The following is a 23,859-nucleotide window of genomic DNA, read 5'->3' as shown; positions in this document are numbered from 1 at the left end:
AAGGCGGCGTGGTCTGCGGTGTACGGTAACGCGCGCTTCAGCTGGAGCATTCAGCCTTTGCGGAGAGTCTTCACGAAAAGCGTGCAGAGACTTGCCGCAAATACCGAGAACTCGCACCCCGTGCATGACCTGATTCCGCCTGCACTTTCGGGGAATGAACCTGCGCCAAGGTGGTCACTGGAGTTTCACGTGAAACATGGCCGATGCCTTGCGTGTCGTGTGTGTGTTCGGGAATTCGGTAGGCACGGTCAAACTGCTGCCTGGCGATCTCGGCAAGCTCGACAACGGTGGTTGCACGGGAGTGTGGCCTCGGTTCCGCAGGCTGGGCAGACTGAAGGTACACGAATGCCCATCCCGTTGGTCGAGCCTTCCGAGACCGCCATCGCCCTCAGCTAAACAATCAGGGGAAGGTGGTGCCGCGATGTTTCACGTGAAACGCAGGAGAGAGAGGTTATTGGGCGGCGCGGGCGTGGGTGGCCAGGGTCGAGTAGGTGGCGCCAAGGGTCTGCTTGGCGGCCTCGATGGCCTGGGGCACTAGGGACGTCTCGGTCAGACCGGGGAAAACATTGGCCTCGAGGAACCAGGGGGTGCCCGCTGCGTCGACGATGAGGTCGACTCGGCTCAGGTGGCGCAGGCCGAGCAGGGTGTGAATTGCCACTGCGGTGTCGGAGACGGCTGCCGAGACCGCGTCGGCGAGGCGAGCGGGGGTGTAAAAGTCCGTTTCGCCTGCGTTGTAGCGTGCCTCAAAGCTGTAAACGCCGTCGACTGGCACGATTTCCACGATAGGCAGTGCGGTGGGGCCGTCGCCGGACTCGATCACAGCCACGGTGACCTCGGTGCCGTCCACGTATGCCTCTACCAGGGCGGTATCGGCGTAGGTGTACGCCTCGACCATGGCGCGGGGCAGATCAGCGGGCGTGCGCACGATCGTGACGCCCTGCGAGGAGCCGCCCTGTGCTGGTTTCACAACCAGGGGCAGGCCGATCGCGCTGACCAGATGCTCGAGAACGCTCGTGGCGCCGAGATCCCGAAAGGTCTCGGTCGAGAGCGCTATGGCCGGGGGAGTGGCAAAGCCGGCGCGCAGCACGAGTTCTTTGGCGGTGGCCTTGTTCCAGGCGAGGGCTGCGGCCGGGCCGCGGGAGCCGAGAAAAGGAATCCCGGTTGTTTCGAGCAGGGAGAGCAGGGCGCCATCCTCGCCGGTGGCGCCATGCAGGGTAGGCCAGATGAGGTCGGGAGCTTGTTCGGTGAGGGTCGTGAGCAGGTTGGCTCCGGGGTCGAGCACCGTCACCGTGTGACCTTCGTCGGTGAGGGCATCCGCTACCCTCCGGCCTGAGCGGAGCGAAACGTCGCGCTCGTGCGAGATGCCACCGGCCAGGATGGTGATGTTCAGGGGGATGAATTCGCTCATGATCAGGACTTTTCCTAGCTGCATACGGGTAAGGTGGCGAATTTAGGAGATATTGGCTGGCGGGCCAGCGAAGCGCTGATTCCTGGCTCCGGGCCGGTCGGGTGCTGCGCCGAGCGCGCCCGTTCCGGCGAAAGTGTCGAGCAGGTCGAGTTCGCCGCGAATCACCGTGGCGAGACGACGGATACCGACCCGAATGTTGTCCGGCGTGGGATAACAGAAGGCAAGCCGCATGTTCTGGCGACCATCACCGTTGCCGTAGAAGGCTGTTCCGGGCGTGTAGGCCACTAGTTCCTTCACCGCGCGGGGCAGCATGGCTTTCGAATCGAGCTGTTCGGGCAGGGTGACCCAGACGTAGAAGCCGCCGGTGGGGTCGGTCCAGGTGAGGTCGGGAAGGTATTCGTCGAGCGCCGAGAGCATGGCGTTCTTGCGCTCGTGGTACACGCCGCGGAAGGTGTTGATCTGGCCCTTCCAATCGGCCGTGGAGAGGTATTCCGAGATGACCATCTGCGTGAACGAGCTGGGGGAGAGCACGGCGGCTTCGTTGGCGAGCACGAGTTTCTCGCGGATCGCGTGTGGAGCGAGCGCCCAGCCGACCCGGAAGCCGGGGGCGAGGGTTTTCGAGAAGGTACCCAGGTAGACGACGCCGTCGCGCTCGAGCGAGCGGATCGCATCCGGGGCTGGCTTGTCGAAATAGAGCAGGCCGTATGGATTGTCCTCGAGGACCAGGATGTTGTTCGACCGGCAGATCTCGAGAATTTCCAGACGGCGTTCCCAGCTGAGGGTGACCCCGGCCGGGTTGTGAAAGCTTGGGATCGTGTACAAAAACTTGATCCTGCGCCCGGCTGCCTTGAGGGCAGCGATGTGCTCGATCAGCGCGGCCGGGATGAGGCCGTTTTCGTCCATCGGAACGTGGTCGACCTCGGCCTGGTAAGACTTGAAGATCACCATGGCGGTGACGTAGCTCGGGCCCTCGGAGATGACGACATCTCCGGGGTCGAGAAACAGTTTGCTGACCAGTTCGAGGGCGTGCTGGGAGCCGGTTGTCACGACGACATCATCGGCGTTGGCCTTGATTCCTTCGAGCGCCATGACGTCGAGAATCTGCTCGCGCAATAAGGGAATTCCCTGACCAGAGCCATATTGCAAGGCTGTGGCACCCTTCTCGCGCATGACCCGGTCCATGGCGTTGATGACGAGGTCCTCGGGCAGTGCCGCAACGTACGGCATGCCGCCGGCCAACGACACCACTTCGGGGCGGGAGGCCACGGCGAAGAGAGCACGGACCTCAGAGGCCTTCAGGCCCGCGGCTCGTTCGGCGTAGTGGTGGTACCACGGGTCGAGGTTGTTTCCGGCCTGTACAGTACTTGACTGCACAGCGCTGACGTCAGTGGAACCCTGATTTGTCACGTCACATCCGTTCTGCTGTTCACTTCATCGTATGGGGTGGCACCGGGCACAAAAAAACCCGCCCGGTCGAAACCGGGCGGGTCGGGTGGTGCGGTGAACAGTTAGACCAGATAATCGGCCAGGTCCTTCTCCAGCTGGGGCTTCGGCTTGGCGCCGATGACGGTCTTGACCACCTCGCCCTTCTGGAAAACCTTCATCGCGGGGATGGAGGTGATCTGGTACTTGGCGGCCAGGGCCGGGTGCTCGTCGACGTTGAGCTTGACGATGTCGATCTTGTCCGAGTTCTCGGCCGCGATCTGGTCGAGGATCGGGCTGACGGCGCGGCAGGGGCCACACCACTCGGCCCAGAAGTCCACCAGCACGGTCTTCTCGTTGTTAATGACTTCCTGGTCGAAGTTGGCCTCTGTTACAGCGCGTGCAGTCATGTGTATCTCCTTCTTGGGTAAATTAAACGAGCTCGGGTTCGCTGGCCGAGGCCAGCAGGTTCTGGGAAAGTGTGCTGAGGTAGTGCTCGGCATCGAGAGCGGCCGCGCAGCCGGAGCCGGCTGCGGTGATGGCCTGCCGGTAGCTGGAGTCGATGACATCACCGGCCGCGAACACGCCCGGCTGGCTGGTCAGTGACGACCGGCCGGCGACAGCGATGGTGCCCTCGGGGGTGAGGTCAAGCTGCTTGTGCACGAGGTGGGTGCGCGGGTCGTTGCCGATCGCCACGAACACGCCGCCGACCGGGAGGCTGGTCTCGGTACCGGAGACGGTATCGCGCAGGGTCAGGCCATCGACGGCCTCTGCGCCCGTGATGCCGACGACTTCGGAGTTCCAGATGAACTCGATCTTGTCGTTGGCGAAGGCACGCTCCTGCATTATCTTGGAGGCGCGCAACTCACCCTTGCGGTGGATGACGTGCACCTTGGAGGCGAACCGGGTCAGGAACGTTGCTTCTTCCATGGCCGAGTCGCCGCCGCCGATGACGGCGATTTCCTTGCCCTTGAAGAAGAAGCCGTCGCAGGTAGCACACCAGGAGACGCCGCGCCCGGACAGACGCTCTTCGTCGCTGAGGCCGAGCTTGCGGTAGGCGGAACCGGTAGCGAAAATGACCGTGAGCGCCTGCTCAACATCGCCATTGCCGAGGGTGACCGTCTTGATCGGGCCGGACAGGTCGACCGACTCGACGTCGTCATAGACGACCTCGGTGCCGAACCGTTCGGCCTGTTCCTGCATCTTGGTCATCAAATCAGGGCCCTGCACGCCCTCCGGGAAACCCGGGAAGTTTTCAACATCGGTTGTGTTCATCAATTCGCCGCCGGCCTCAACGGAGCTGGCGATCAGAAGCGGTTTGAGGTTGGCTCTGGCGGCATAGATCGCCGCGGTATAACCGGCCGGTCCTGAACCGATGATGATGATCTGACGCACGCGCACGCTCCTTGCAGTGGGGGGGCGAAACGGGCAATATCCCGCCTCACATTTCGATACAACACATCCTAATCGGATGCTATTCCACGCCCTCCCAGCTTGCGAGGCGGTGTTCAGCTGGCGGAAGACTATGCTAAGGCGCTCAAGGGAGCGCTGAGCCGTGTGTCCGGACCGAAGGCCTTACCGGCCCAGGCGCCGCTGCAGGGGCGCGAGAAAGGCCGTCAGCTCGGCGCTGCGCATGACCAGGAGCAGGCCGAAGTACGCCGCGGCCATGACGAGCCCGATGAGGAGCATGGAGAGGATGGCGGTCAGTCGGGACGCGACGGCAAAACCGTCCTCGACGTTTCCGCCGAGAATGAACAACAGTGTGATTCCCAGGCCGACCGGAATGATCGCCGCGGCGAGGTACTTCACCAGGCTGCGCACGATGCGTCGGCCGTCGATGCCACCGAGGCGGCGGCGCAGCAGTACGGCGGCCAGCAGGCACTGGAGCACGCCGGACACGGTGATGACCAGGGCGATCCCGACCGCGATCCACTCCACCGGAAGCCCCGCGCAGCCCGCGACCCCGAGCACAATCAGCACCACCTGGAACAGAGTGAAGAAGAACGGCGTACGGGTGTCCCCGAGGGCGTAGAAGGTACGTTGCAGCACGAACAGGATGCAGAATGCGATCAGTCCGAGAATGAAGGCGATGATGACGTTTCCGATGCCCTGGACCTGCTCGAACGGTGCCACGAATACCGCGGCGAACGGATACGCGCATACGGCGATCACGGCCGTCGCGAGCACGATGATCAGGGTGGTGCCTCGGATCGCGGAGGACGCATCCGTTCTGACCAGATCGAACTTTTCCAGCGCAGCATGCTCGCTCATGCGGGTGAAATAGGCGGTGGCGACGGAGACGGTGATCACCGAGTGCGGCAACATGAAGATGAGCCAGGCGGTGGCGAGCACCGCAATGGACGCCTCACCGGTGGCGAGCGAAACGACCTGCGTCTCGACGATCCCGGCGATGGTGGTCAGCAGCAGCATGCCGAAGGTCCAGGTGGCCATTTTGCCGGCGGCTCCGAGGCCGACGCCGCGAAAGTGAAAGTCGGGGCGATAGCGCAGGCCGATGCGCTTCCAGAAGTAGAACAACACCACGGCCTGCACGATCACGCCGAGGGTGGCGCTGCCGGCCAGGACCGCGATCATGGCCGGGGTGAATTCACCGGCCGCTCGGTTGCCGGAGGCATCGGCACCGTACATGGCGCCGAACACCAACAGGCCGGCGATCGCCACGACGTTGTTGAGCACCGGAACCCAGGTGAATGGTCCGAACATTTTGCGCGCGTTGAGCACCTCCCCGAGCAACGTGTAGAGGCCATAAAAAAACATTTGCGGCAGGCACCAGTAGGCGAAGGCGATGGCGAGGTTCTTTTGGTCGGCCGGCAGGTTAATGCCAATGAATCCAGTGATGGCCGGCGCGAACAGCGTGCCGAGGATCGTCGTCACCGCGAGAATCGACAGGGCGAGGGTGAGGAGCTTGTTGATGTAGGCCGTACCGCCGTCGAGGTGCTGGCTGGCACGCACGATCTGCGGCACCAGAACAGCCGTGAGGATTCCGCCGGCGACGATGACGTAGACGGTGTTGGGCAGCTGATTGGCCAGCGCGAACGCATCGGCGCTATCGCCGAGCTGGCCGATCATACCGGCCAGCACGATGAGCTTGACGAAGCCGAGAAGGCGCGACACGATCGTGCCGGAGGCCAGGAAGGCGCTGGCCCGGCCGATGCTGCCGCCCGTGCTGGTCGGGGTGTTAGACATCGGGGGTCACCGCCAGCTGCCCCGCCGCATTTTCACCAGCGGATGCCTCGGCGGAGTGTTCCCGCCGACGGCTGATGATATTGCGCCAAATACCGAATCCAAAGAAACCCACGACCAGGATCGCAAAAATGCTCGCGCCGACGCCTTCCCAGTCGGCGCGCACGGTGACGTCGATGGGAGCGGGCTGGCCGAGGGGGGTGCCGTTCAGGGTGAACAGGGTGACCCGAAGAACGACGTCACCGTTTCCGACCGCAGCGCTCAACGGCACGGACACCGCCTGCGCGGAGTTGGGCTGGATGATCGTCTCGAGTGTGTCGCCCACAACGAGGCGCCCATTCGACGGTACGACCTCGGTGCGCACGGTCACGGCCTGTTCCAGGGCGTTGTTGAGGGTGATGCGGAGGTCGACCTGGCTACCGACGACGATGATCGGCCCGCGCGTAGTCACGGTGACGGCATGCATGAGGTCGAAGGATGACGCCAGACTGGCCGCGACATGGTCAGCCCAGGCCGAGGACTGCACGTTCCATGAGGTATCCAGTAGTGCCAGCAGGTCGAGGCGCTGGGGGGAAGTCACCACGATCGGATCGGCCAGGATCGTGGCAAAGTCAGCGACCGCGCCCTCACGGTCGAGTAGGGAACGGGCCAGCGTGACCCTGCCGGAGTCGATTGCCTCGTTCTGGAACGTCACGGTGGTGGCCGGAGTGGACTCCTGCGCCGCCTGAAGGGAGACGGCATCCGCCCAGGAAAGACCGGCCACGGCGGCCATGGTTTGCTCGACCCGGTTGGCGGGGGTCGGACTGCTGCGATCAAACGTGGCCAGCAGCGTGCGCGTCGAGTTCGGGTTCTCGGCCGAAACGATTGCCAGCAGCGAGGCGGCTTCCGACATGCTGACCCGCCAGTCATGGTCGGTCGTGGCATCGGCGGCAGCACGAATGGCCGAGGACAGCGCGCTGTCGCTGACCAGGCCGAGCCCGGTGGGGAGGGTAACCGCGGTGTTCGGGGTGAAGACGTCGGACTGCTCCACATTTCCGCTGGAGAGGATGGTGGTGGTCAGCCCACTCGCGGCGAACACGTCGAGGTCGGTGCTGGCGACTTGGCCTGCGCTGGGCCAGCCGATCGTCGTGCTGGTGTAGTTCCAGGCCAGTAGGTCACTGGTTGTAGGAATGACCGTCTCGCCCGGCGTCACCGTCGGGCCGGGCGTCGGAGTCGGTGACGGCGTGGTCTTAGTGGATGTGCGGGAGGTGACGCTCGGCACGTCGCTGGTCGTCTCAGGAACGGGAGTGTTCGAGGGGACGACGAACAAACTCGGATCGATGGCCTGCGCGAAGGACGTCGGTGCGCGCAGGGTGGACGCACCGGCCTGGGCCTGCAGGGAGATATCGGCGTCGGCGTAGCCAAGCGGGAAAATGTCGTTGCTCGCCGTGGCAAGGCGATCGAGCCAGGCCACCGCGGACGCGGGAGCTTTGCTGCCCAGAACTCGAATGGACGCGATGATCTGCGGGTCGATGGCGATAGCCATCGTGGGCAGGTCGATCACGGAATCGAGCTGGCGTGAGAGCAGGCCGACCGAACTCGTATAGGACTCGAGCGCCTTGGCTGTAATCAGGCCGGTCGCGCTCTCTGGGGTCGTGATCGGCATGATCGACGCCAGCCTGACCGGGGTGGTGGCGCTGCCCGGTGACCAGACAAAAGTTCCCCGGCCCTCGGAGCGAACGACATCATCGACCGTGAGAATGGCCGCAACACCGCGCGCCCCCCAGGCATTCTGGTCGGTCAAGCCGAGGGAGGCAGCGGGAACGGTGATCGACAGATTCGTGTTCGCACCGGACGGAATAGCTTGCGTAGTCGGCACGCTCAGCATTTGATCGCCCGAATTGGCGTCAGCGTCCGGGCGGAGCCAGGACTCGAGGGCCGCTCGGGTCGTGAGAGCGAGGTCGGCGAGGTACACATCGACCCGGCCGATCGGAATGGCCGCATCGGTATTGTTCTGCACGGCAACCGTCAGGAGCAGATCCTGGCCGGGCGACAGCTCGGAGGAATTCGTGCCGGATATGGTGATCCCGACCGAATCGGCGGCGGTCGTGGCGGTTTCGACCGCCGTTTGTGGAGCCTGGGCCTGGGCTGCAGAGAGCCCATTGACTGGCGTCAGAATCAGCGCGGCCAGGGTGAGGATGCCCACCAGTAACCCCGCCGTCGGCCGCAAGCGCCGTGCTCTGCTGGTGCGCTGGGCCGGGCGCACGGCAGTGCGTGCGGCAGCCGGAAGCGCGGGCCGATGCGCGGAATCTGACTCGGCCACCATAGGGGGATTCTACGGCGTGCCAGCCGGAAGCCACCTGCACCGCGTCTGCGCGCCGCGCGCTGACAACTAATATGGGCATATGCAGAGCGTCGCGGCAGCCCTCGCACGACTGGGCGACCTGGCTGCCTCTCCCACGGTATCCCGTCTGGCGAACGCATTTGCGGCGGCCGGCCATGAGCTGGCTCTAGTCGGCGGTCCGGTGCGAGATGCGTTCCTCGATCGGCCAGTGCATGACTTGGACTTCACGACGGATGCGACGCCGGATCAGATTCTCGCGCTCGTCAAACCACTCTCCGAGGCACAGTGGGACATTGGTCGGGCCTACGGCACGATCGGAGCGAGCCTGGCCGGTGAAACCGTGGAAATCACCACCTATCGCGCCGACAGCTACGACGGGACCACCCGCAAACCCGACGTGGTCTTCGGTACGAGCCTCGAACCCGACTTGCTCCGCCGGGACTTCACGGTCAATGCCATGGCGCTGCGCCTGCCGCAGCTGACCCTGGTCGACCCGTCCGGTGGCATCGACGACCTGCTGGCCGGGCGCCTGCGCACCCCGAGCACCCCGGAGGTCTCCTTCGGAGACGATCCATTACGGATGCTGCGCGCGGCCCGATTCACCGGCCAGCTGGGTTTCACGCTGGATCTGGACACGGCACTCGCGATGGAAAAGATGTGCAACAGCATCCGTATCGTGTCGGCCGAGCGCATCGGCGACGAGCTCTCGAAGATGCTCGTATCAGCGGACCCGCGCGCCGGCATCGAGGTGCTGATGGAATCGGGACTGGCTGAGATCGTGCTGCCGGAGATTCCCGGCCTGCAGTTGGAGATCGACGAACACCACCACCATAAAGACGTCTATCAGCACACGCTGACGGTACTCGAGCAGGCGATGGGCTACGAGAAATCCCGCGGCAACCTGGAGGCACCCGACCTGATCGTGCGGCTCGCAGCTTTGCTGCACGACATTGGCAAGCCGGCCACCCGCAAACTTGAACCGGGCGGGGTCGTCAGCTTCTACCACCACGACGTGGTCGGGTCGAAGCTGGCCAAGAAGCGGCTGCGCGCCCTGCGCTTCGACAATGACACGATCAACGCGGTGTCCCGGCTAATCGAGCTGCACCTACGGTTCTTCGGGTATACCGAGGGCGCCTGGACCGACTCCGCCGTTCGCCGCTATGTTCGCGATGCTGGTGACCAGTTGGAGCGGTTGCACATTCTGACCAGGGCCGACGTGACGACACGCAATCGGCGCAAGGCCGACCGGCTCGGCTTCGCGTACGACGACCTGGAACACCGCATTGCCGAGCTCAACGAGAAGGAAGAGCTCGGTGCCGTGCGCCCCGACCTCGACGGCGAGCAGATCATGGCCGTGCTCGGACTGAAGCCGGGGCGTGAGGTCGGCGAGGCCTACCGGTATCTGCTCGAACAGCGACTCGACGACGGTCCGCTGGGCGAAGCGGAAGCCACCCGCCGGCTGCAGGAGTGGTGGGCAGGGCGGAACCGGTAGGAGCGCAGTGGCAAAAGCTGCCAACATCCGGTAGTCTGGGCAGGTTGCCTGCGTGCCGGATTCCCCGGACCAGCGCCGGCAGCACATGCACAACCCTCCTGTTGCAGAAAGTCTGCAGCCGTTTTAGTCCGAAGGAGGTGGGTTAGTCATGCATCAGTACGAACTTATGGTTATCCTCGATCCCGAGATCGATGAGCGCACCGTAGCTCCCAGCCTTGACAAGTTCCTCAACGTTGTTCGCAACGATGGCGGAACCATTGACAAGGTTGATGTCTGGGGTCGTCGTCGTCTCGCTTACGAGATCAACAAGAAGACCGAAGGCATTTACGCCGTTGTCGACTTCACCGCGAACGCCTCAGCCACGGTCGAGCTCGACCGCCAGCTGAAGCTGTCCGAGGCCGTCATGCGCACCAAGGTGCTCCGCGCCGAAGAGGGCATCGCCCAGGTCGTCGTCGCGAGCAAGCTGGCCGCCGAGAAGGCTGCCCGCAAGGCTGCCAACCCGAAGGTCATCGCTGCCAAGGCTGACGCTGCTGCCGCAGCTGCCGCAGCACCGGCTGCCAAGGTTGCCGCTGCCCCGAAGGTTGATACCGCGCCGGTCGTTGCCGAGGCCGTTGTGGCAGAGGCTCCGGCCGCTGCTGCTCCGGTTGTTGCTGCCTCCACCGCGGTTCCGGCCGCGAAGGTTGCTGGCGCTAAGCCTGCTGCTGCCAAGGCCGCTCCGGCTCCGGCCGCTGCTGCCGACAAGGCAAGCGACAAGTAGCCCATGGCTGGCGAGACCGTAATCACCGTGGTGGGCAACCTCACCAGCGATCCGGAACTGCGTTACACGCAGAACGGGCTGGCGGTTGCCAACTTCACCATCGCTTCCACTCCGCGTACGTTCGATCGTGCGGCCAACGAGTGGAAAGATGGCGACGCGCTGTTCCTGCGTGCAAGCGTTTGGCGTGAATTCGCCGAGCACGTGGCAGGTTCACTGACCAAGGGTTCGCGTGTCATCGCTTCCGGTCGTCTCAAGCAGCGTTCGTATGAGACGAAGGAAGGTGAAAAGCGCACGAGCATGGAGCTTGAGATCGACGAAATTGGTCCTTCGCTGCGCTACGCCACCGCTTCCCTCACTCGCGCGCAGTCGTCCGGCCCCCGTAGCAGCGCTCCTGCTGCCGGTGGCCAGGGCAATGATGAGCCGTGGGCTCCCAGCGCACCCGCCAAGACTGCGTCGCCCGCAGCATCCGGTGGGGACGTTTGGAACAGCCCAGGCAACTTTAGCGACGAGACCCCCTTCTAAGCCTCGCCTCGCGCGGAGCTAACGTCTTCTTTTAGAAAGTAAGGAAATCATGGCTGGAAAGTCGAGCGGCGACCGCCGCAAGCCGCTTCGCGGAGCAAAGGGTGGCAAGAACGCCGCTCCCGCGAAGTCGATTCGGGTTGGTGTCATTGATTACAAAGATGTCCCCACCCTGCGCAAGTTCATCTCCGAGCGCGGAAAGATCCGCGCCCGCCGCATTACAGGCGTTTCTGTTCAGGAACAGCGCCTCATCGCCCGTGCCGTCAAGAACGCCCGCGAAATGGCTTTGCTGCCCTACGCAGGCTCAGGCCGGTAAGGAAACCAAATGTCGAAATTGATTCTGACGCATGAGGTCTCCGGCCTCGGTGCACCCGGCGACGTCGTAGACGTCAAGAACGGGTTTGCTCGTAACTACCTCGTTCCCAAGGGCTTCGCTGTGGCGTGGACCCGCGGTGGCGAGAAGCAGATCGAGCAGATCAAGGCAGCCCGCGCAGCGCGCGAGCACGCCACCTTCGAAGAGGCCGAGGCGCTCAAGGTCAAGCTTGAGAACACCAAGGTCACCCTGGTCGTCAAGGCCGGCGCCGGCGGACGTCTGTTCGGTTCGGTCAAGACCACGGATGTGGCTAACGCCGTTGCAGCCGCCGGTCTCGGCACGGTTGACAAGCGCAAGATTGAACTCACCGCGATCAAGCTGACCGGTGAGCACACGGCAACGGTTCGTCTTCGCGACGAGCTCAGTGCCACGATCACCCTGGTGGTCGTCGCAGCCAAGTAAGGTCAGTGCCGGTTCCGCGAGTTACCGGCACGTTTGCCTCTTCCATAGCGGAGGGTTCCGAAAGGAACCCTCCGCTATGTGGCGTTAAGAGGCATTTTGTCGGGGTAAACGCAACGCTTTTGTGCACAGGTGAGCATTCGTCTCGTCAAGGTTCAACGGTTGGTTGAGGCTACTTTATTCACAGCCTTGATAATCAACGAAATTGCTGATCAAAGCTATTTATGTGGCTTAGTTCAACTATTTATCCACAACTGAGTGCACAGGTTCTGCACAATCTCCACGGCGTTTCGCGCAGATTCTCCACAGAGTTATCCACAAGGGGGTTTGTGGGGGCGCTGCTACCTACCTAAGGTGATGCAGTGCCGGTTTCCAGCTCAAGCTGGTGCATCGTGGCCCGTGTCGGTGGGTCCTGATACACCTGAAAGCACACGGATTCTCCGAAGTGCACGAAGAAAGAGGTACCGAGTGTCGATCGCTCACCTGGGCCTGGCCAACCAGCCAGCGTCAAACGAGTACGCTTCGTCAGTCCGCGGCGGCGCAGTCGACCAAAATCGAGGCGAGCGGCCCGCTGAAGCCTGGAAGTCGGAGCGTGCCCTGCCACACGACCTGCTGGCCGAGCAGAGCGCCCTCGGTGGCATGATGCTCAGTAAAGACGCCGTTGCCGATGTCGTCGAGACCGTGCGCGGCGGGGACTTCTACATTCCCAAGCACGAGATCATCTTCGATGCCATTCTCTCGCTCTACGCGCAGGGTGAGCCCACCGACGTCATCACGGTCACCGACGAGCTCACCAAACTCGGAGAGCTGTCGCGGGCCGGTGGTGCCGACTACCTGCACACCCTCACAAGCCTCGTGCCCACGGCAGCGAATGCCGGCTTCTACTCCACGATCGTGGCTGAGCGTGCCCTGCTGCGCCGCCTGGTCGAGGCTGGTACCCGCATTGCCCAAATGGGCTACGCCGGCGAGGGTGAGGTGCTCGACCTCGTCAACACCGCCCAGGCCGAAATTTACTCGGTCACCGGCGGCACCGAAACCGAAGACTACGTTCCACTGACCGATGCCGTCACCGCCGCCATCGAGGAGATCGAGGCGGCCAAGCTCAAAGACGGCCAGATGAGCGGCGTACCGACCGGCTTCGCTGACCTGGACGAACTCACCAACGGATTCCACGGCGGCCAGCTCATCATCGTCGCGGCCCGTCCGGCACTGGGAAAGTCCACCCTCGCACTCGACTTCGCGCGCTCGGCTTCGATCCACAACAACATGCCCAGCATCTTCTTCTCCCTCGAAATGGGGCGCAGTGAAATTGCGATGCGTCTGCTCGCAGCCGAGGCATCCGTTCCCCTGCAGAGCATGCGCAAGGGAACTGTCGAGGCCCGCGACTGGACCACGATCGCGTCCACCCGTGGTCGCATCAACGATGCGCCGCTGTACATTGACGACAGCCCGAACATGACTCTGGTCGAGATTCGGGCCAAGTGTCGCCGTCTCAAGCAACGGGTGGGGCTCAAGATGGTCATCATTGACTACCTGCAGCTCATGACGAGCGGTAAGAAGGTCGAATCACGTCAGCAGGAGGTCAGTGAATTCTCGCGCGCGCTTAAGCTGCTCGCCAAAGAACTGCAGGTTCCCGTGATCGCGCTGTCCCAGCTCAACCGTGGTCCGGAGCAGCGCGCCGACAAGATGCCGGCCATCTCCGACCTTCGAGAATCGGGTTCGCTCGAGCAGGACGCCGATATGGTCATCCTGCTGCACCGCGAGAGCGCGTACGAGAAAGACAACCCGCGGGCCGGCGAGGCCGACCTCATCGTCGCCAAACACCGTAACGGGCCCACCCGTACCGTCACGGTCGCCTTCCACGGCCACTACTCCCGGTTCGCCGACATGGTCGCCGGCGGGTAGCCTCCCCTACGCAGCCCCGCACGCAGCGCGCTCGCAGCCCCGCGACCACCTCGCCGCGTAGACTGAGGGGGACAAAATTGTGCAACGAAAGAGGTCGTGCGTGGCGAAGGTCCAGGCGCCATCAAACGTCGGTCCCGGGTACTGGCGCGTGCCCTTCGGGCGCGCCCTGATCGCGTTGATTCCGGCCGCGATCATTACCTTCAATGGCGATCACTCCGCCGAGTTCGGTGTGATCACGTTCGGCGCATTCGCCCTCGCGAGCGGACTCTGGCTCATTCTGTCGGGACCTCGCACCCTGACCGTCGCTACCGACCGCAGCCTGTTCCTGATCAGTGGCATCGTGAGCATGGTCGCCGGCGGAGTGGCCCTCGCCTTTCACGCCGGCGGGCACGGGTTTTTCCTGTTCGTGGTGAGCGTCTGGGGAGCCGTCACGGGGTTCCTGGAGATCTATGCAGGTATTCGCGTGCGCAAGCGAGCACTACCCGCGAAGGACTGGCTGTTCACCGGCATCGGCACCGCCATCCTCGCGCTACTGTTCCTCCTGCTTCCGCCCAACCCCGTCGTGTCGGTCGGGCTGTTCGGGGCCTATCTGGTCTTTCTCGCAGTTTTCCTGCCCATTGCCGGGCTCTCCCTCAAGTGGGATTCCCCGCGGCAGCGCCGCGGCGTTCCCGTCCCCAACGATTCGGATTCCCTGTGACTTCAAAACGCGTCCCCAGAAAAAAAATGGCCAAGAAGACTCCCGGTATGCCCAATCCCGCGCACCAGCCGAGCCGGTCCGATCGGCTGAAACCAGCCGAGCTGCTCGGTATTTCCGGCCTGATGGGCCTGTTCATCGCAGGCACGATTCTATTGACCACCCGCGACCTGATACTTTCGGCGATCGGTTTCGGCGTGACCTTCATCGTGGCTCTCGTGGTGATTGCGATGCTCGTTCTCGGCATGAAGCCGAACGCGTCGGAGCAGACCGACCTTGATGAGCAGAACGGCCACTGACCGCACGCTGGCGCGTCACGTGGCACGCCCAGCCCAACAGTCCTAGACCGGGATGCCCGCCGTGGACTCGAGTACCGACGGTGGTCGCTGGGTCTTGAGGTCGAGACTGGGGGTCTGTCCTGCCGGGCGTTCAGCGGTATCCAGTCGCCGATAGCGGCTCGGAGTCATTCCCACCTCGGTGTGGAACTGTCGATTGAAGTTGGCCAGGTTGGAATAGCCAACTCCGAGAGACACCGAGGCGATCGAGTCGTCGGTCTGGGCCAGCAATCGGCAGGCATTCGCGATGCGCAACTTCTTCACCATGGCGCTAAAAGTCAGCCCGCTCGACTTCTTGAAGTACTTTGAAAACGTCGGCTCCGACATGTGGGCCAGCCGGGCGGCGTCGGACATGCGAATGCGGGTTGACAGATTGTCGAAGATGTAGGCCAGCCCAGCCTCGACGGCGAGTCTGCCGTCGCCCTGACCGGCCGTGGAGAACCACTCCCGGGCGACAAAGGCCTTCTCGTCGACCGGTGCTTCCGCCAGGGTCGCCAGCACGGCGAACACGTAGGAGACCTTGCGGGCGCCCTGCGCGGTGCCTATGAGTTCGAGCTCGGCGGCCGCACGCGCTGCCGTCGAACCGGTGAAGATAATGCCCCGGCCCGAGGACTCCAGGAGCGCCCGCACTGGATTGAGTTCGGGCAACGTGCTCGCGCACCTTTCGAACCATTCGCCGGTGAACTGCAGCACGACGTCGCGGTTGTAGACCACCTCGTCGGTCTGCAGGTCGCTCATCCAATCGTGCGGAACCCCCGGCCCGATGAGCGCCACCTGACCGGGCCCAAACGGGCCAACCTGGTCGCCAATGATGTAGCTGCCCGTGCCGTGCCGAATGAGGTGTAGTTCGTACTCGGGGTGGTAGTTCCAGCGCGCGATTTCGCTCGGGTAATCGTGTTCCAGCCAGCGAAAAGATTCGCTCGGCAGGTGTCGGATCACCTCGCGCGTCGCGGGTCGTTCGAGGAACCGGGCCGCCATGGCGACGGGTCGCGTTTCGTCCGTGGGTAACGCTTTCATCACAACTCCGATCAGACCAGTCAAGCGGATGCGGATAATGCAGCGTAGCCGCAGCATCCGTTGGAAAGAAAGTATCAGAATCGTACTCTGCGCGGACTAGGAGGGCGCGAACGAATTCGGGTAACTTCAAGAATCGGATGACGGCGGGAACGCTCCGGACGGAGCGGTGGATTTCTACCCACCCGCCCCCGCACACAGCAAAAGCAACGACGACAAAGGAGTTCCAATGCTTGGAAAGAAACGTGCGATCACGCTGGGGGCGGGGCTCATCGTGATCGCCTTCGCGCTCACGGGCTGTGCCGGTGCCGGCGGGGGCGGAGCGGCGTCGGGAGACGTCACCCTCACCCTCGCCACGGTGAACAACCCGCAGATGAAGGACATGGAACAGCTCAAGGGAACGTTCGAAGAGGACAACCCCGGCATCAACGTCAACTTCGTGCAGATGGAAGAGGGCGACTTGCGGGCCGCCGTCACCGCCGACGTGGCCTCCGGGGCCGGCCAGTACGACATTGTCACGGTCGGGGCCTACGAGGTGCCGCAGTGGGGCGCCCAGGGCTGGCTCACCGACCTCACCTCGGCCCTCGCCGACGATCCCACCTACGACGTCGACGACACCCTGCCGGCGGTACGCACCGCACTCACCGTCGACGGCAAGCAGTATGCCGTTCCCTTCTACGGTGAATCGTCGATCCTGATGTACAACAAGGAAATGACCGACGCGGCCGGAATCACGATCAGCGACCACCCCACTTGGCAGGAAGTCGCGATGGCAGCCAAAGCGCTCAACACGCCGGACGTTGCGGGCATCTGCCTGCGCGGCAAGCCCGGCTGGGGTGACCTGTTCGCACCGCTGACCACCGTCGTGCAGACCTTCGGTGGCGCGTGGTACGACGAAGACTGGAACGCGCAGGTGAACTCGCCCGAGTTCGTCGAAGGCGTGAACTTCTACGTCGACCTGCTCGCGGCGGCTGGCGAGCCCGACCCCGTGTCGAACAGCTTCACCGAGTGCCTCAACCAGCTCCAGTCCGGCAAGGTCGCCATGTGGTACGACGCATCGGTAGCCGCGTCGATCCTCGAGGACCCCGAGACTTCGGCCGTTGCCGGCAAAATGGCCTACACCCACGCTCCCGTCTACAAGACAGAAGAATCGGGCTGGCTCTGGTCCTGGAACCTCGCCGTTCCCAAGACCACTAAGAACGCCGAAGCCGCGACCACCTTCGTCAAGTGGGCCACGAGCAAGGAGTACCAGCAGCTAGTCGGAACGACCCTCGGTTGGACCCGGGTTCCCCCGGGAGCGCGCACGTCGACCTACTCGATCCCCGAATACGAGGAAGCCGCTGCCGCCTTTGCCCCGATCACGCTCGACGTCATGAATGCGGTCAATCCGGAGCAGCCAGGACTCAACCCGCAGCCGTGGGTCGGAATCCAGTACGTGACGATTCCAGAGTTCCAGGACGTGGGAAACCAGGTCGCCCAGCTGGTGGCTGATGCCATCGCCGGACGGACCACCGTGGAGGAGGCCCTGGATAAGGGCCAAGTCATCGCCCAGACCGCGGGCGACAAGCAGAAGTAGCACGGCACCAGGTACGTGCTGTCGGGGGTCGGTCGAACGGCCCCCGGCAGCACCTCAACTATGAGGAAGAAGCAATGACAACCCTGACGACAGCCCCGCCTCCGGCGCCGGCACAGCCCTCGGCAAAAAGATCGCACGCCGCCGCACTCTCCCTGCGCAAGAAGGCTCGAGCGTCACGGGCACTCGTGTTACCGGCACTCTTCTTTTCGATCGTACTGACCCAAATTCCGTTTCTGGTCACGATCTACTTCTCGTTCCTGAACTGGAATCAACTTCGCCCGGCCGAGATCGCGTTCGCCGGCTTTCAGAACTACGCGGTCGTCTTCACCGGCCCCGACTTCTTCCCTTCACTGATGGCAACCGTCGTCATCACGGGCTCGTCCGTGGTGCTGTCGCTGGTTTTCGGTTTGTTCTTTGCTGTGTTGCTCGACCGCAAGTTCATGGGCCAGGGCCTCGCACGCACCCTCATGATCACGCCGTTCCTGGTGATGCCGGCCGCCGCGGCGCTCATCTGGAAGTGGTCGATGCTCGACGTCAACGTCGGCATGGTCAACGTTGGACTCAACTTCATCGGTCTGCCCTCGATCGCCTGGAACACCGACTTTCCGGCGCTCACCATCATCATGATGCTGACCTGGCAGTACACGCCGTTCATGATGCTCATCCTGCTCGCCGGGCTGCAGAGCCAGAGCCGGGAAGTGCTCGAGGCCGCGTCCGTCGACGGTGCCGGTCCGTTCCGCACCTTTCAGTGGATGACGCTGCCGCACCTGCGCCAGTACATTGAAATCGCGACCCTGCTCGGGTCGATCATGTTGCTGCAGGCCTTCGACCCGATCGCGATCATGACCAAAGGAACGGGCGGCACCAAGACCCTCTCCTATCTGCTCTATGAGCGGGCGTTTATCGGACTCGACGTCGGGCAGGCCGCCGCCTTCGGGGTCGTCACGGTCATCGTCACGATCGCCGTCGCCACCATCGCTCTCCGCACCCTTTTCAAAGTATTCATGAACGGAAGTGAACGCTGATGCGCACACTCAAGGGCACCCTGATCACGACAATGACGTGGGTTCTGGTGCTGATGTTCTTCTTTCCGATCGCCTGGATGGTCTTCACCAGTTTCAAGACCGAGGGCGCAGCGGCCTCTATCCCGCCGACCCTCTTCACCGCGTTGAGTTTCGACCAGTACCAGCTCGTCTTCGACCGCGGCATGGGAACCTACCTGCTCAACTCCCTCACCGCGAGCATCTCGTCGACGGCGATCGTGCTGCTCCTCGCCATCCCCGCGGCCTATGGGCTCAGCATCCGCCCGATCAAGCGCGTGCAGGACGTGTTGTTTTTCTTCATCTCCACGCGCTTCCTGCCGGCTGCGGCGTCGATCCTGCCGGTGTTCTTCATTCTCAAGGCCCTCGGCGCTCTCGACAACATCACCGCCATCGGCCTGCTCTACGCGGCGATGAACCTTCCGATCGCTGTGTGGATGATGCGGTCGTTCTTCAACGAGGTTCCGCGCGAGATCGTTGAAGCCGCCCAGATCGACGGGGCAAACCTGCGCACCGAACTGATCCGGGTGGTGTTGCCGATTCTGCTGCCCGGCATCGCGGCCGTCGCGCTGATCTGCTTCATCTTCGCCTGGAATGAGTACTTTCTCGCAACGCTGCTCACGACCTCGATCGCTCGCACGACGCCGCCGTTTCTGGCGAGCTTTGTCGACGGTCGTGGCCAGTTCCTTGCGGTGCTCTCCGCCGCGTCAACCATCGCCGTGCTTCCGGTCATCATCGCCGGCTGGGTTGCCCAAAAGCAGCTCGTACGCGGACTCGCCATGGGAGCGGTGAAGTAGATGGCGCAGCCCACACTGTGCACGGCGACACTCGGCAACCTCAAGTCCGGTGTCGCTCGGCCCAGCTACGACCGCTCGACCCTCACTGCGGGAATCATGCACTTTGGTGTCGGCGGCTTTCACCGCGCCCACCAGGCCGTCGCCCTCGATGAGCTCATGAACGCCGGCCTCGCCCAGGACTGGGCGATTTGCGGGGTCGGACTGCTCGAGGGCGACCGCAGAATGAAGGAAGTGCTCGACCAGCAGGACTGCCTCTACACGGTCACCCTCAAACACCCGGACGGCCACCGCGAGTCGTCGATCATCGGCAGCATGGTCGAGTATCTGTTTGCGCCCGACGATCCGGAGGCCGTGCTCGAGAAAATGGCTAGCCCTGCTATCCGTATCGTGTCGCTCACGATCACGGAGGGCGGTTACAACTTCGACCGGGTGACCGGCGAATTCGACCAGACCCACCCTGGAGTCATCGCGGACCTGGTCGACGGGGCCGTGCCGACGACCGTCTTCGGCTATGTCACCGAGGCCCTCCGTCGCCGTCGCGAACGCGGGCTCGAGCCATTCACGGTGCAGTCCTGTGACAATATTCAGGGCAATGGCGACATGGCGAAACGCATGTTCTCGGCCTTCGCGGTGCAGAAGGACGCCGAGTTCGGCGAGTGGATGTTGCACAACGTGCACTTTCCCAACGCGATGGTCGACCGCATCACCCCCGTCACCTCTGCCGACGACATTATCGAAGCTGCTGCCCTCACCGGGCTGCACGACGGCTGGCCCGTGGTCTGCGAACCGTTCTTTCAGTGGGTCGTCGAAGACGACTTCGGTCTCGGTCGTCCGCCGCTTGAGCAGGCTGGTGTGCAGCTGGTCGAGGACGTCACGCCCTACGAGTACATGAAGCTGCGGCTGCTCAACGCCAGCCATCAGGCCCTGTGCTACTTCGGCTATCTCAGCGGCCACCGCTATGCCCACGAGGCCATGGCCGATGACGCCCTCCGCAGATTCGTCCAACGCTACATGGACCGAGAGGGCACACCCACGCTCAAACCGGTGCCCGGAATCGACCTCGACGACTACAAGGCCACGCTGATCGTGCGGTTCTCCAACCCCGAGGTGCGCGACACTCTCGCCCGGCTCTGCGCCGAGTCATCCGACCGAATCCCCAAATGGCTCGTGCCGGTCATTCATGACCAGCTCGCCAGCGGTGGCGAGATCGAGTGCTCGGCCGCGATCGTCGCCAGTTGGGCGCGGTATGCCGAAGGCATCGACGAACAGGGTGAGCCGATCACGGTCGTCGACCCCCTGAGTGCCGAGCTTGTGGCCATCGCGCAGACTCAGCGGGGCGACCGGCTCGCCTTCGTGCGTAATGAGAAACTGTTCGGAAATCTCGCCGACAACGAGCGATTCGCCGCCGCCTACCTGGCGGCGTTGGATTCGCTCCTTGAGAAGGGCGCGCACGCTACCGTCATGTCGTACCTGTCCATCGAGGACCGCTCATGACGGATGCTTCAGCCACGACACGCCTACCGAAAGAACCCCCAGTGACCATGATGAAAGCCTCCTTGCTGCGCGCCGCCGGAGAGGTCACCGTCGACACGGTGCCCGTTCCCGACCTCGAACACGACCAAGTTCTTGTGCAGGTTGCCGCGGTCGGTGTTTGCGGGAGCGATGTGCATTACTACCAGCACGGCCGAATTGGGCCGTATGTGGTCGAGCATCCGCTTATTCTCGGTCATGAGTTGTCCGGACGCATCACCGCGGTCGGCTCGGGGGTCGACCCCGCTCGCATCGGGCAGCGTGTGGCCGTCGAACCGCAGCGGCCGTGCCGCATCTGCGAGCAATGCAAGGCCGGCCGTTACAACCTCTGTCCCGACATCGAGTTTTTTGCGACGCCGCCGATCGACGGGGCGTTCTGCGAGTACGTGGCGATTCAAACGGACTTTGCTTATGCAATTCCGGACAGTATCTCCGACGAGGCCGCCGCGCTGATCGAACCACTCTCGGTCGGGATCTGGGCCTGCAAACGCGCCGACATTCGCCCGGGAAGCTCGGTGCTCATAGCTGGCGCCGGCCCGATCGGCGTGATCCTGGCGCAGACTGCACGCGCGTTCGGTGCCACAAAAATTTATATCACGGATATCGCGGATGACCGTCGCGCATTCGCCCTCGAGCACGGGGCCACCGTCGCCCTCGACCCCAGGGTCGAGTCGGTCGAAGGCCTGGAAGTGGATGCGTTCATCGACGCCTCCGGAGTTGCGGCGGCGGTGCAGGCCGGAATTCTGGCGGTGCGACCGGGTGGCCGGGCCATCCTCGTCGGGATGGGCAACGACACCGTTGAATTGCCCGTCTCCTGGATTCAGAACCGGGAGATCTGGCTGAGCGGCGTCTTTCGATACACCAACACCTGGCCGCTCGGCATTCAGCTGGTTGAGAGCGGCGCCGTCGACCTCGACGTGCTGGTCACGAGCACCTTTGCGCTTGCCGACGCTGAGCAGGCCCTCAATGCCGGTCGCCAGCCCGGCCAGATGAAGGTCATCGTCTACCCCGGTCGGTGATGAAACGGCGCACGTCCGGAGCAATCCGCAACGTGCGCCGTTTGACCGATCAGGACCTCCTAGCGCAGAAAGTCGATCAGGGAGTCGGCGAGGCCGACATAGCCGGCCGGGGTGAGGTGGAGCAGGCGAGTCTTCGCGGCCGGGCCGATATCGAGGGCTGAGACAAAGGCGGCCAGATCGGCGCTGGTGATGCGCTTGCCGCGGGTCAGCTCCTTGAGCAGGGCGTAGGGGTCTTCGATCGAGGATCGTCCGGCCGAGACCTCGGCGCGAATCACGGTCTGGATCGCTTCACCGAGAATCTCCCAGTTGGAGTCCAGGTCGCGCTCGAGCAGGGCGCGGTCGATGTCGATCTCGCCGAGGCCGCGCAGAATGTTGTCGAGGGCGAGCAGCGAGTGCCCGAAACCGACGCCGATGTTGCGCTGGGTGGTGGAATCGGTGAGGTCGCGCTGCAGCCGGCTGGTCACCAGCGTCGCGGCGAGCGAGTCGAGAATGGCGCAGGACAATTCGAGGTTGGCCTCTGCGTTCTCGAACCGGATCGGGTTGATCTTGTGCGGCATGGTGGAGGATCCGGTGGCTCCGGCCTGCGGAATCTGGCGGAAGTAGCCGATCGAGATGTAGGTCCAGATGTCCGTGGCCAGGTTGTGCAGGATGCGATTGGCGTGGGAGGCGCGGGAGTACAGCTCGGCCTGCCAGTCGTGCGACTCGATCTGAGTGGTGAGCGGGTTCCAGCCGAGGCCGAGGCCCTCGACGAACTCGCGGGACACGGCGGGCCAGTCCACCGACGGATCGGCGGCGACGTGGGCGGCGAAGGTGCCGGTGGCGCCGCTGAACTTGCCGAGGTAGTCACCGGCGTCGATCTGGGCCACGATGCGCTCGAGTCGATAGACGAACACGGCGAGTTCCTTGCCCATGGTGGTCGGCGTCGCGGGCTGCCCGTGGGTGCGGGCCAGCATCGCATCCGCTCGAAATTCGAGAGCACGGCTGCGCAGCGCGTCGATGACCAGGCGAAGCTTGGGCAGCCAGACCGTCTGCACCGCATCACGCACAGTGAGGGCGTAGGAGAGGTTGTTGATGTCCTCGCTGGTCGCCGCGAAGTGGGTGAGCTCGCTGATGTCGGCGAGGCCGAGCGTGCCGAGGCGGCGACGGACGAGGTATTCGACAGCCTTCACGTCGTGCCGGGTGGTTGCCTCGAGCTCGGCCAGCTCATCGATCTCGGCCTGCCCGAAATTCGTCACCAGGGCTCGCAGGTCGAGCTTCTGCTCGGCGGTCAGCGGGGCTGAGCCGAACAGGCTGCGGTCGGTGAGGGTGATCAGCCACTCGACCTCCACGCGCACCCGGGCGCGGTTGAGGCCGGCCTCGGACAGGTACTCGCCCAGATCGGAAACGGCGGATCGGTAGCGGCCGTCAAGCGGGCTTAGAACCTGTACGGGTAGGTGACTCATTGGACTCCCTGTCGAATTGCGGGTGCAAGTTGTTTCAAAAGTGCGTGGTTGGCACTCTCAATCATGCCCAATACCGAGTCAAACAACGCATCGTCGGAATAGTAGGGGTCTGGCACGTCGCACAGGGCGGCCTGCTCGGCGTCAAAACTCAGCAGCAGGCGCACCTTGGCGCGATCGCGATCAGCCAGCGCCCAGTTCCGCAGGATGCGCTCCTGGCCGCGGTCGAGTACGACGACCAGGTCGTGGTCGGCGAACCAGAGCGGATCGAATTGGCGAGCCCGGTGGTGGCTGCCGTCATAACCCCGCTTGGCCAGCGCGGTAATCGTGCGACCGTCGGCCTGCTCACCCACATGCCAGTCTCCGGTGCCGGCTGAGCTGGTCGCGATCAGTCGCCCCAGGCCGAGCTTCGTGATCAGATCACGCAGCACGACCTCGGCCATGGGCGATCGGCAGATGTTGCCGGTGCAGACGAAAATGATGCGGAATGGCGTCGACTCGTCGGGGGTGAGTGACGCGAAAGACATGTATCCCATTGTGGAGCAGATTCGGCTCCTGCACATGCCCAGTATCCGGAGTCTGTGCACAGAATCGTCGAGGGGAGGCCCGGTGGCCG

At 63.7% G+C, this 23,859-nt stretch carries 21 protein-coding genes and 1 pseudogene; 13 read left to right on the top strand and 9 right to left on the bottom strand.

What is annotated here, in order from left to right; translation table 11 throughout:
- Window positions 1-451: 451 nt before the first annotated feature.
- From E3T41_RS06450 to E3T41_RS06425, 6 genes are all read right to left on the bottom strand, one after another.
- The gene (locus tag E3T41_RS06450) at window positions 452-1,408 is read right to left on the bottom strand and encodes a D-alanine--D-alanine ligase (protein ID WP_092448010.1); all 957 of its coding nucleotides are present in this window, start codon (window positions 1,406-1,408) and stop codon (window positions 452-454) included.
- A 42-nt stretch (window positions 1,409-1,450) separates the two neighbouring features.
- Window positions 1,451-2,815 (bottom strand): PLP-dependent aminotransferase family protein, encoded by a 1,365-nt coding sequence (locus E3T41_RS06445; protein ID WP_233195408.1) that lies wholly within the window; start codon window positions 2,813-2,815, stop codon window positions 1,451-1,453.
- A gap of 101 nt (window positions 2,816-2,916) precedes the next feature.
- On the bottom strand, window positions 2,917-3,240 hold the full coding sequence (gene trxA / locus E3T41_RS06440; RefSeq protein WP_092448009.1) for a thioredoxin: 324 nt from the start codon (window positions 3,238-3,240) through the stop codon (window positions 2,917-2,919).
- A gap of 22 nt (window positions 3,241-3,262) precedes the next feature.
- Entirely contained in the window at window positions 3,263-4,225 is a 963-nt protein-coding gene (gene trxB / locus E3T41_RS06435) for a thioredoxin-disulfide reductase (protein ID WP_092448008.1), read from the bottom strand.
- Window positions 4,226-4,405: 180 nt separating this feature from the next.
- Window positions 4,406-6,034 (bottom strand): murein biosynthesis integral membrane protein MurJ, encoded by a 1,629-nt coding sequence (gene murJ, locus E3T41_RS06430; RefSeq protein WP_104132964.1) that lies wholly within the window; start codon window positions 6,032-6,034, stop codon window positions 4,406-4,408.
- Entirely contained in the window at window positions 6,027-8,336 is a 2,310-nt protein-coding gene (locus tag E3T41_RS06425; RefSeq protein ID WP_134477793.1) for a DUF6049 family protein, read from the bottom strand. The genes murJ and E3T41_RS06425 overlap by 8 nt, the downstream gene beginning before the upstream one ends.
- 79 nt (window positions 8,337-8,415) lie before the next feature.
- Between E3T41_RS06425 and E3T41_RS06420 the strand changes: the two genes are divergently transcribed.
- The 8 genes and pseudogenes from E3T41_RS06420 to E3T41_RS06385 all read left to right on the top strand — a co-directional run bounded on the left by E3T41_RS06420 (window position 8,416) and on the right by E3T41_RS06385 (window position 14,792).
- Entirely contained in the window at window positions 8,416-9,846 is a 1,431-nt protein-coding gene (locus tag E3T41_RS06420) for a CCA tRNA nucleotidyltransferase (protein ID WP_104132966.1), read from the top strand.
- Between the two features lie 148 nt (window positions 9,847-9,994).
- Window positions 9,995-10,363: pseudogene (gene rpsF / locus E3T41_RS18410) on the top strand (30S ribosomal protein S6); the annotation flags it as partial.
- A 243-nt stretch (window positions 10,364-10,606) separates the two neighbouring features.
- On the top strand, window positions 10,607-11,125 hold the full coding sequence (locus E3T41_RS06410; protein ID WP_092448003.1) for a single-stranded DNA-binding protein: 519 nt from the start codon (window positions 10,607-10,609) through the stop codon (window positions 11,123-11,125).
- A gap of 49 nt (window positions 11,126-11,174) precedes the next feature.
- Window positions 11,175-11,438 (top strand): 30S ribosomal protein S18, encoded by a 264-nt coding sequence (gene rpsR, locus E3T41_RS06405; protein ID WP_035835236.1) that lies wholly within the window; start codon window positions 11,175-11,177, stop codon window positions 11,436-11,438.
- A gap of 9 nt (window positions 11,439-11,447) precedes the next feature.
- Window positions 11,448-11,897 (top strand): 50S ribosomal protein L9, encoded by a 450-nt coding sequence (rplI, locus tag E3T41_RS06400; protein ID WP_092110565.1) that lies wholly within the window; start codon window positions 11,448-11,450, stop codon window positions 11,895-11,897.
- Between the two features lie 594 nt (window positions 11,898-12,491).
- On the top strand, window positions 12,492-13,799 hold the full coding sequence (dnaB, locus tag E3T41_RS06395) for a replicative DNA helicase (protein ID WP_369828705.1): 1,308 nt from the start codon (window positions 12,492-12,494) through the stop codon (window positions 13,797-13,799).
- Window positions 13,800-13,899: 100 nt separating this feature from the next.
- Window positions 13,900-14,496 (top strand): hypothetical protein, encoded by a 597-nt coding sequence (locus E3T41_RS06390; protein WP_092448002.1) that lies wholly within the window; start codon window positions 13,900-13,902, stop codon window positions 14,494-14,496.
- A 47-nt stretch (window positions 14,497-14,543) separates the two neighbouring features.
- Window positions 14,544-14,792, top strand: a complete 249-nt coding sequence (locus E3T41_RS06385) for a hypothetical protein (protein WP_092448189.1) — start codon at window positions 14,544-14,546, stop codon at window positions 14,790-14,792.
- 42 nt (window positions 14,793-14,834) lie between these two features.
- Here E3T41_RS06385 and E3T41_RS06380 read toward each other — a convergent pair whose 3' ends face one another.
- Complete coding sequence (locus E3T41_RS06380; protein ID WP_233195409.1) at window positions 14,835-15,845, bottom strand: AraC family transcriptional regulator; 1,011 nt, start codon at window positions 15,843-15,845, stop codon at window positions 14,835-14,837.
- A 226-nt stretch (window positions 15,846-16,071) separates the two neighbouring features.
- On the opposite strand from E3T41_RS06380, the gene E3T41_RS06375 reads away from it, so the two are divergent.
- The 5 genes from E3T41_RS06375 (at window position 16,072) to E3T41_RS06355 (ending at window position 21,804) form a co-directional block, all read left to right on the top strand.
- Window positions 16,072-17,418 (top strand): sugar ABC transporter substrate-binding protein, encoded by a 1,347-nt coding sequence (locus E3T41_RS06375; RefSeq protein WP_134477791.1) that lies wholly within the window; start codon window positions 16,072-16,074, stop codon window positions 17,416-17,418.
- A gap of 74 nt (window positions 17,419-17,492) precedes the next feature.
- Window positions 17,493-18,443 (top strand): carbohydrate ABC transporter permease, encoded by a 951-nt coding sequence (locus E3T41_RS06370; protein ID WP_134477789.1) that lies wholly within the window; start codon window positions 17,493-17,495, stop codon window positions 18,441-18,443.
- Complete coding sequence (locus tag E3T41_RS06365; protein ID WP_134443440.1) at window positions 18,443-19,255, top strand: carbohydrate ABC transporter permease; 813 nt, start codon at window positions 18,443-18,445, stop codon at window positions 19,253-19,255. Before E3T41_RS06370 ends, E3T41_RS06365 begins: the two co-directional genes overlap by 1 nt.
- Window positions 19,256-20,749, top strand: a complete 1,494-nt coding sequence (locus E3T41_RS06360; RefSeq protein ID WP_134477787.1) for a mannitol dehydrogenase family protein — start codon at window positions 19,256-19,258, stop codon at window positions 20,747-20,749.
- A 47-nt stretch (window positions 20,750-20,796) separates the two neighbouring features.
- Complete coding sequence (locus tag E3T41_RS06355) at window positions 20,797-21,804, top strand: NAD(P)-dependent alcohol dehydrogenase (protein ID WP_370257233.1); 1,008 nt, start codon at window positions 20,797-20,799, stop codon at window positions 21,802-21,804.
- A gap of 59 nt (window positions 21,805-21,863) precedes the next feature.
- Here E3T41_RS06355 and purB read toward each other — a convergent pair whose 3' ends face one another.
- Together purB and E3T41_RS06345 are read right to left on the bottom strand one after the other, a co-directional pair.
- Window positions 21,864-23,246 carry an adenylosuccinate lyase gene (purB, locus tag E3T41_RS06350; protein WP_092447996.1) on the bottom strand — a complete coding sequence of 461 codons (1,383 nt, stop codon included), beginning with the start codon at window positions 23,244-23,246 and terminating at the stop codon, window positions 21,864-21,866.
- Complete coding sequence (locus tag E3T41_RS06345; protein ID WP_092448187.1) at window positions 23,243-23,770, bottom strand: low molecular weight protein-tyrosine-phosphatase; 528 nt, start codon at window positions 23,768-23,770, stop codon at window positions 23,243-23,245. Before E3T41_RS06345 ends, purB begins: the two co-directional genes overlap by 4 nt.
- Window positions 23,771-23,859 lie beyond the last annotated feature (89 nt).

Source organism: Cryobacterium sp. Hh38, assembly GCF_004403235.1.
Classification (GTDB): Bacteria; Actinomycetota; Actinomycetes; order Actinomycetales; family Microbacteriaceae; genus Cryobacterium; species Cryobacterium levicorallinum.
Note: the sequence above shows the minus strand (reverse complement) of the source record. Positions and strands in the feature narration are given on the sequence as shown.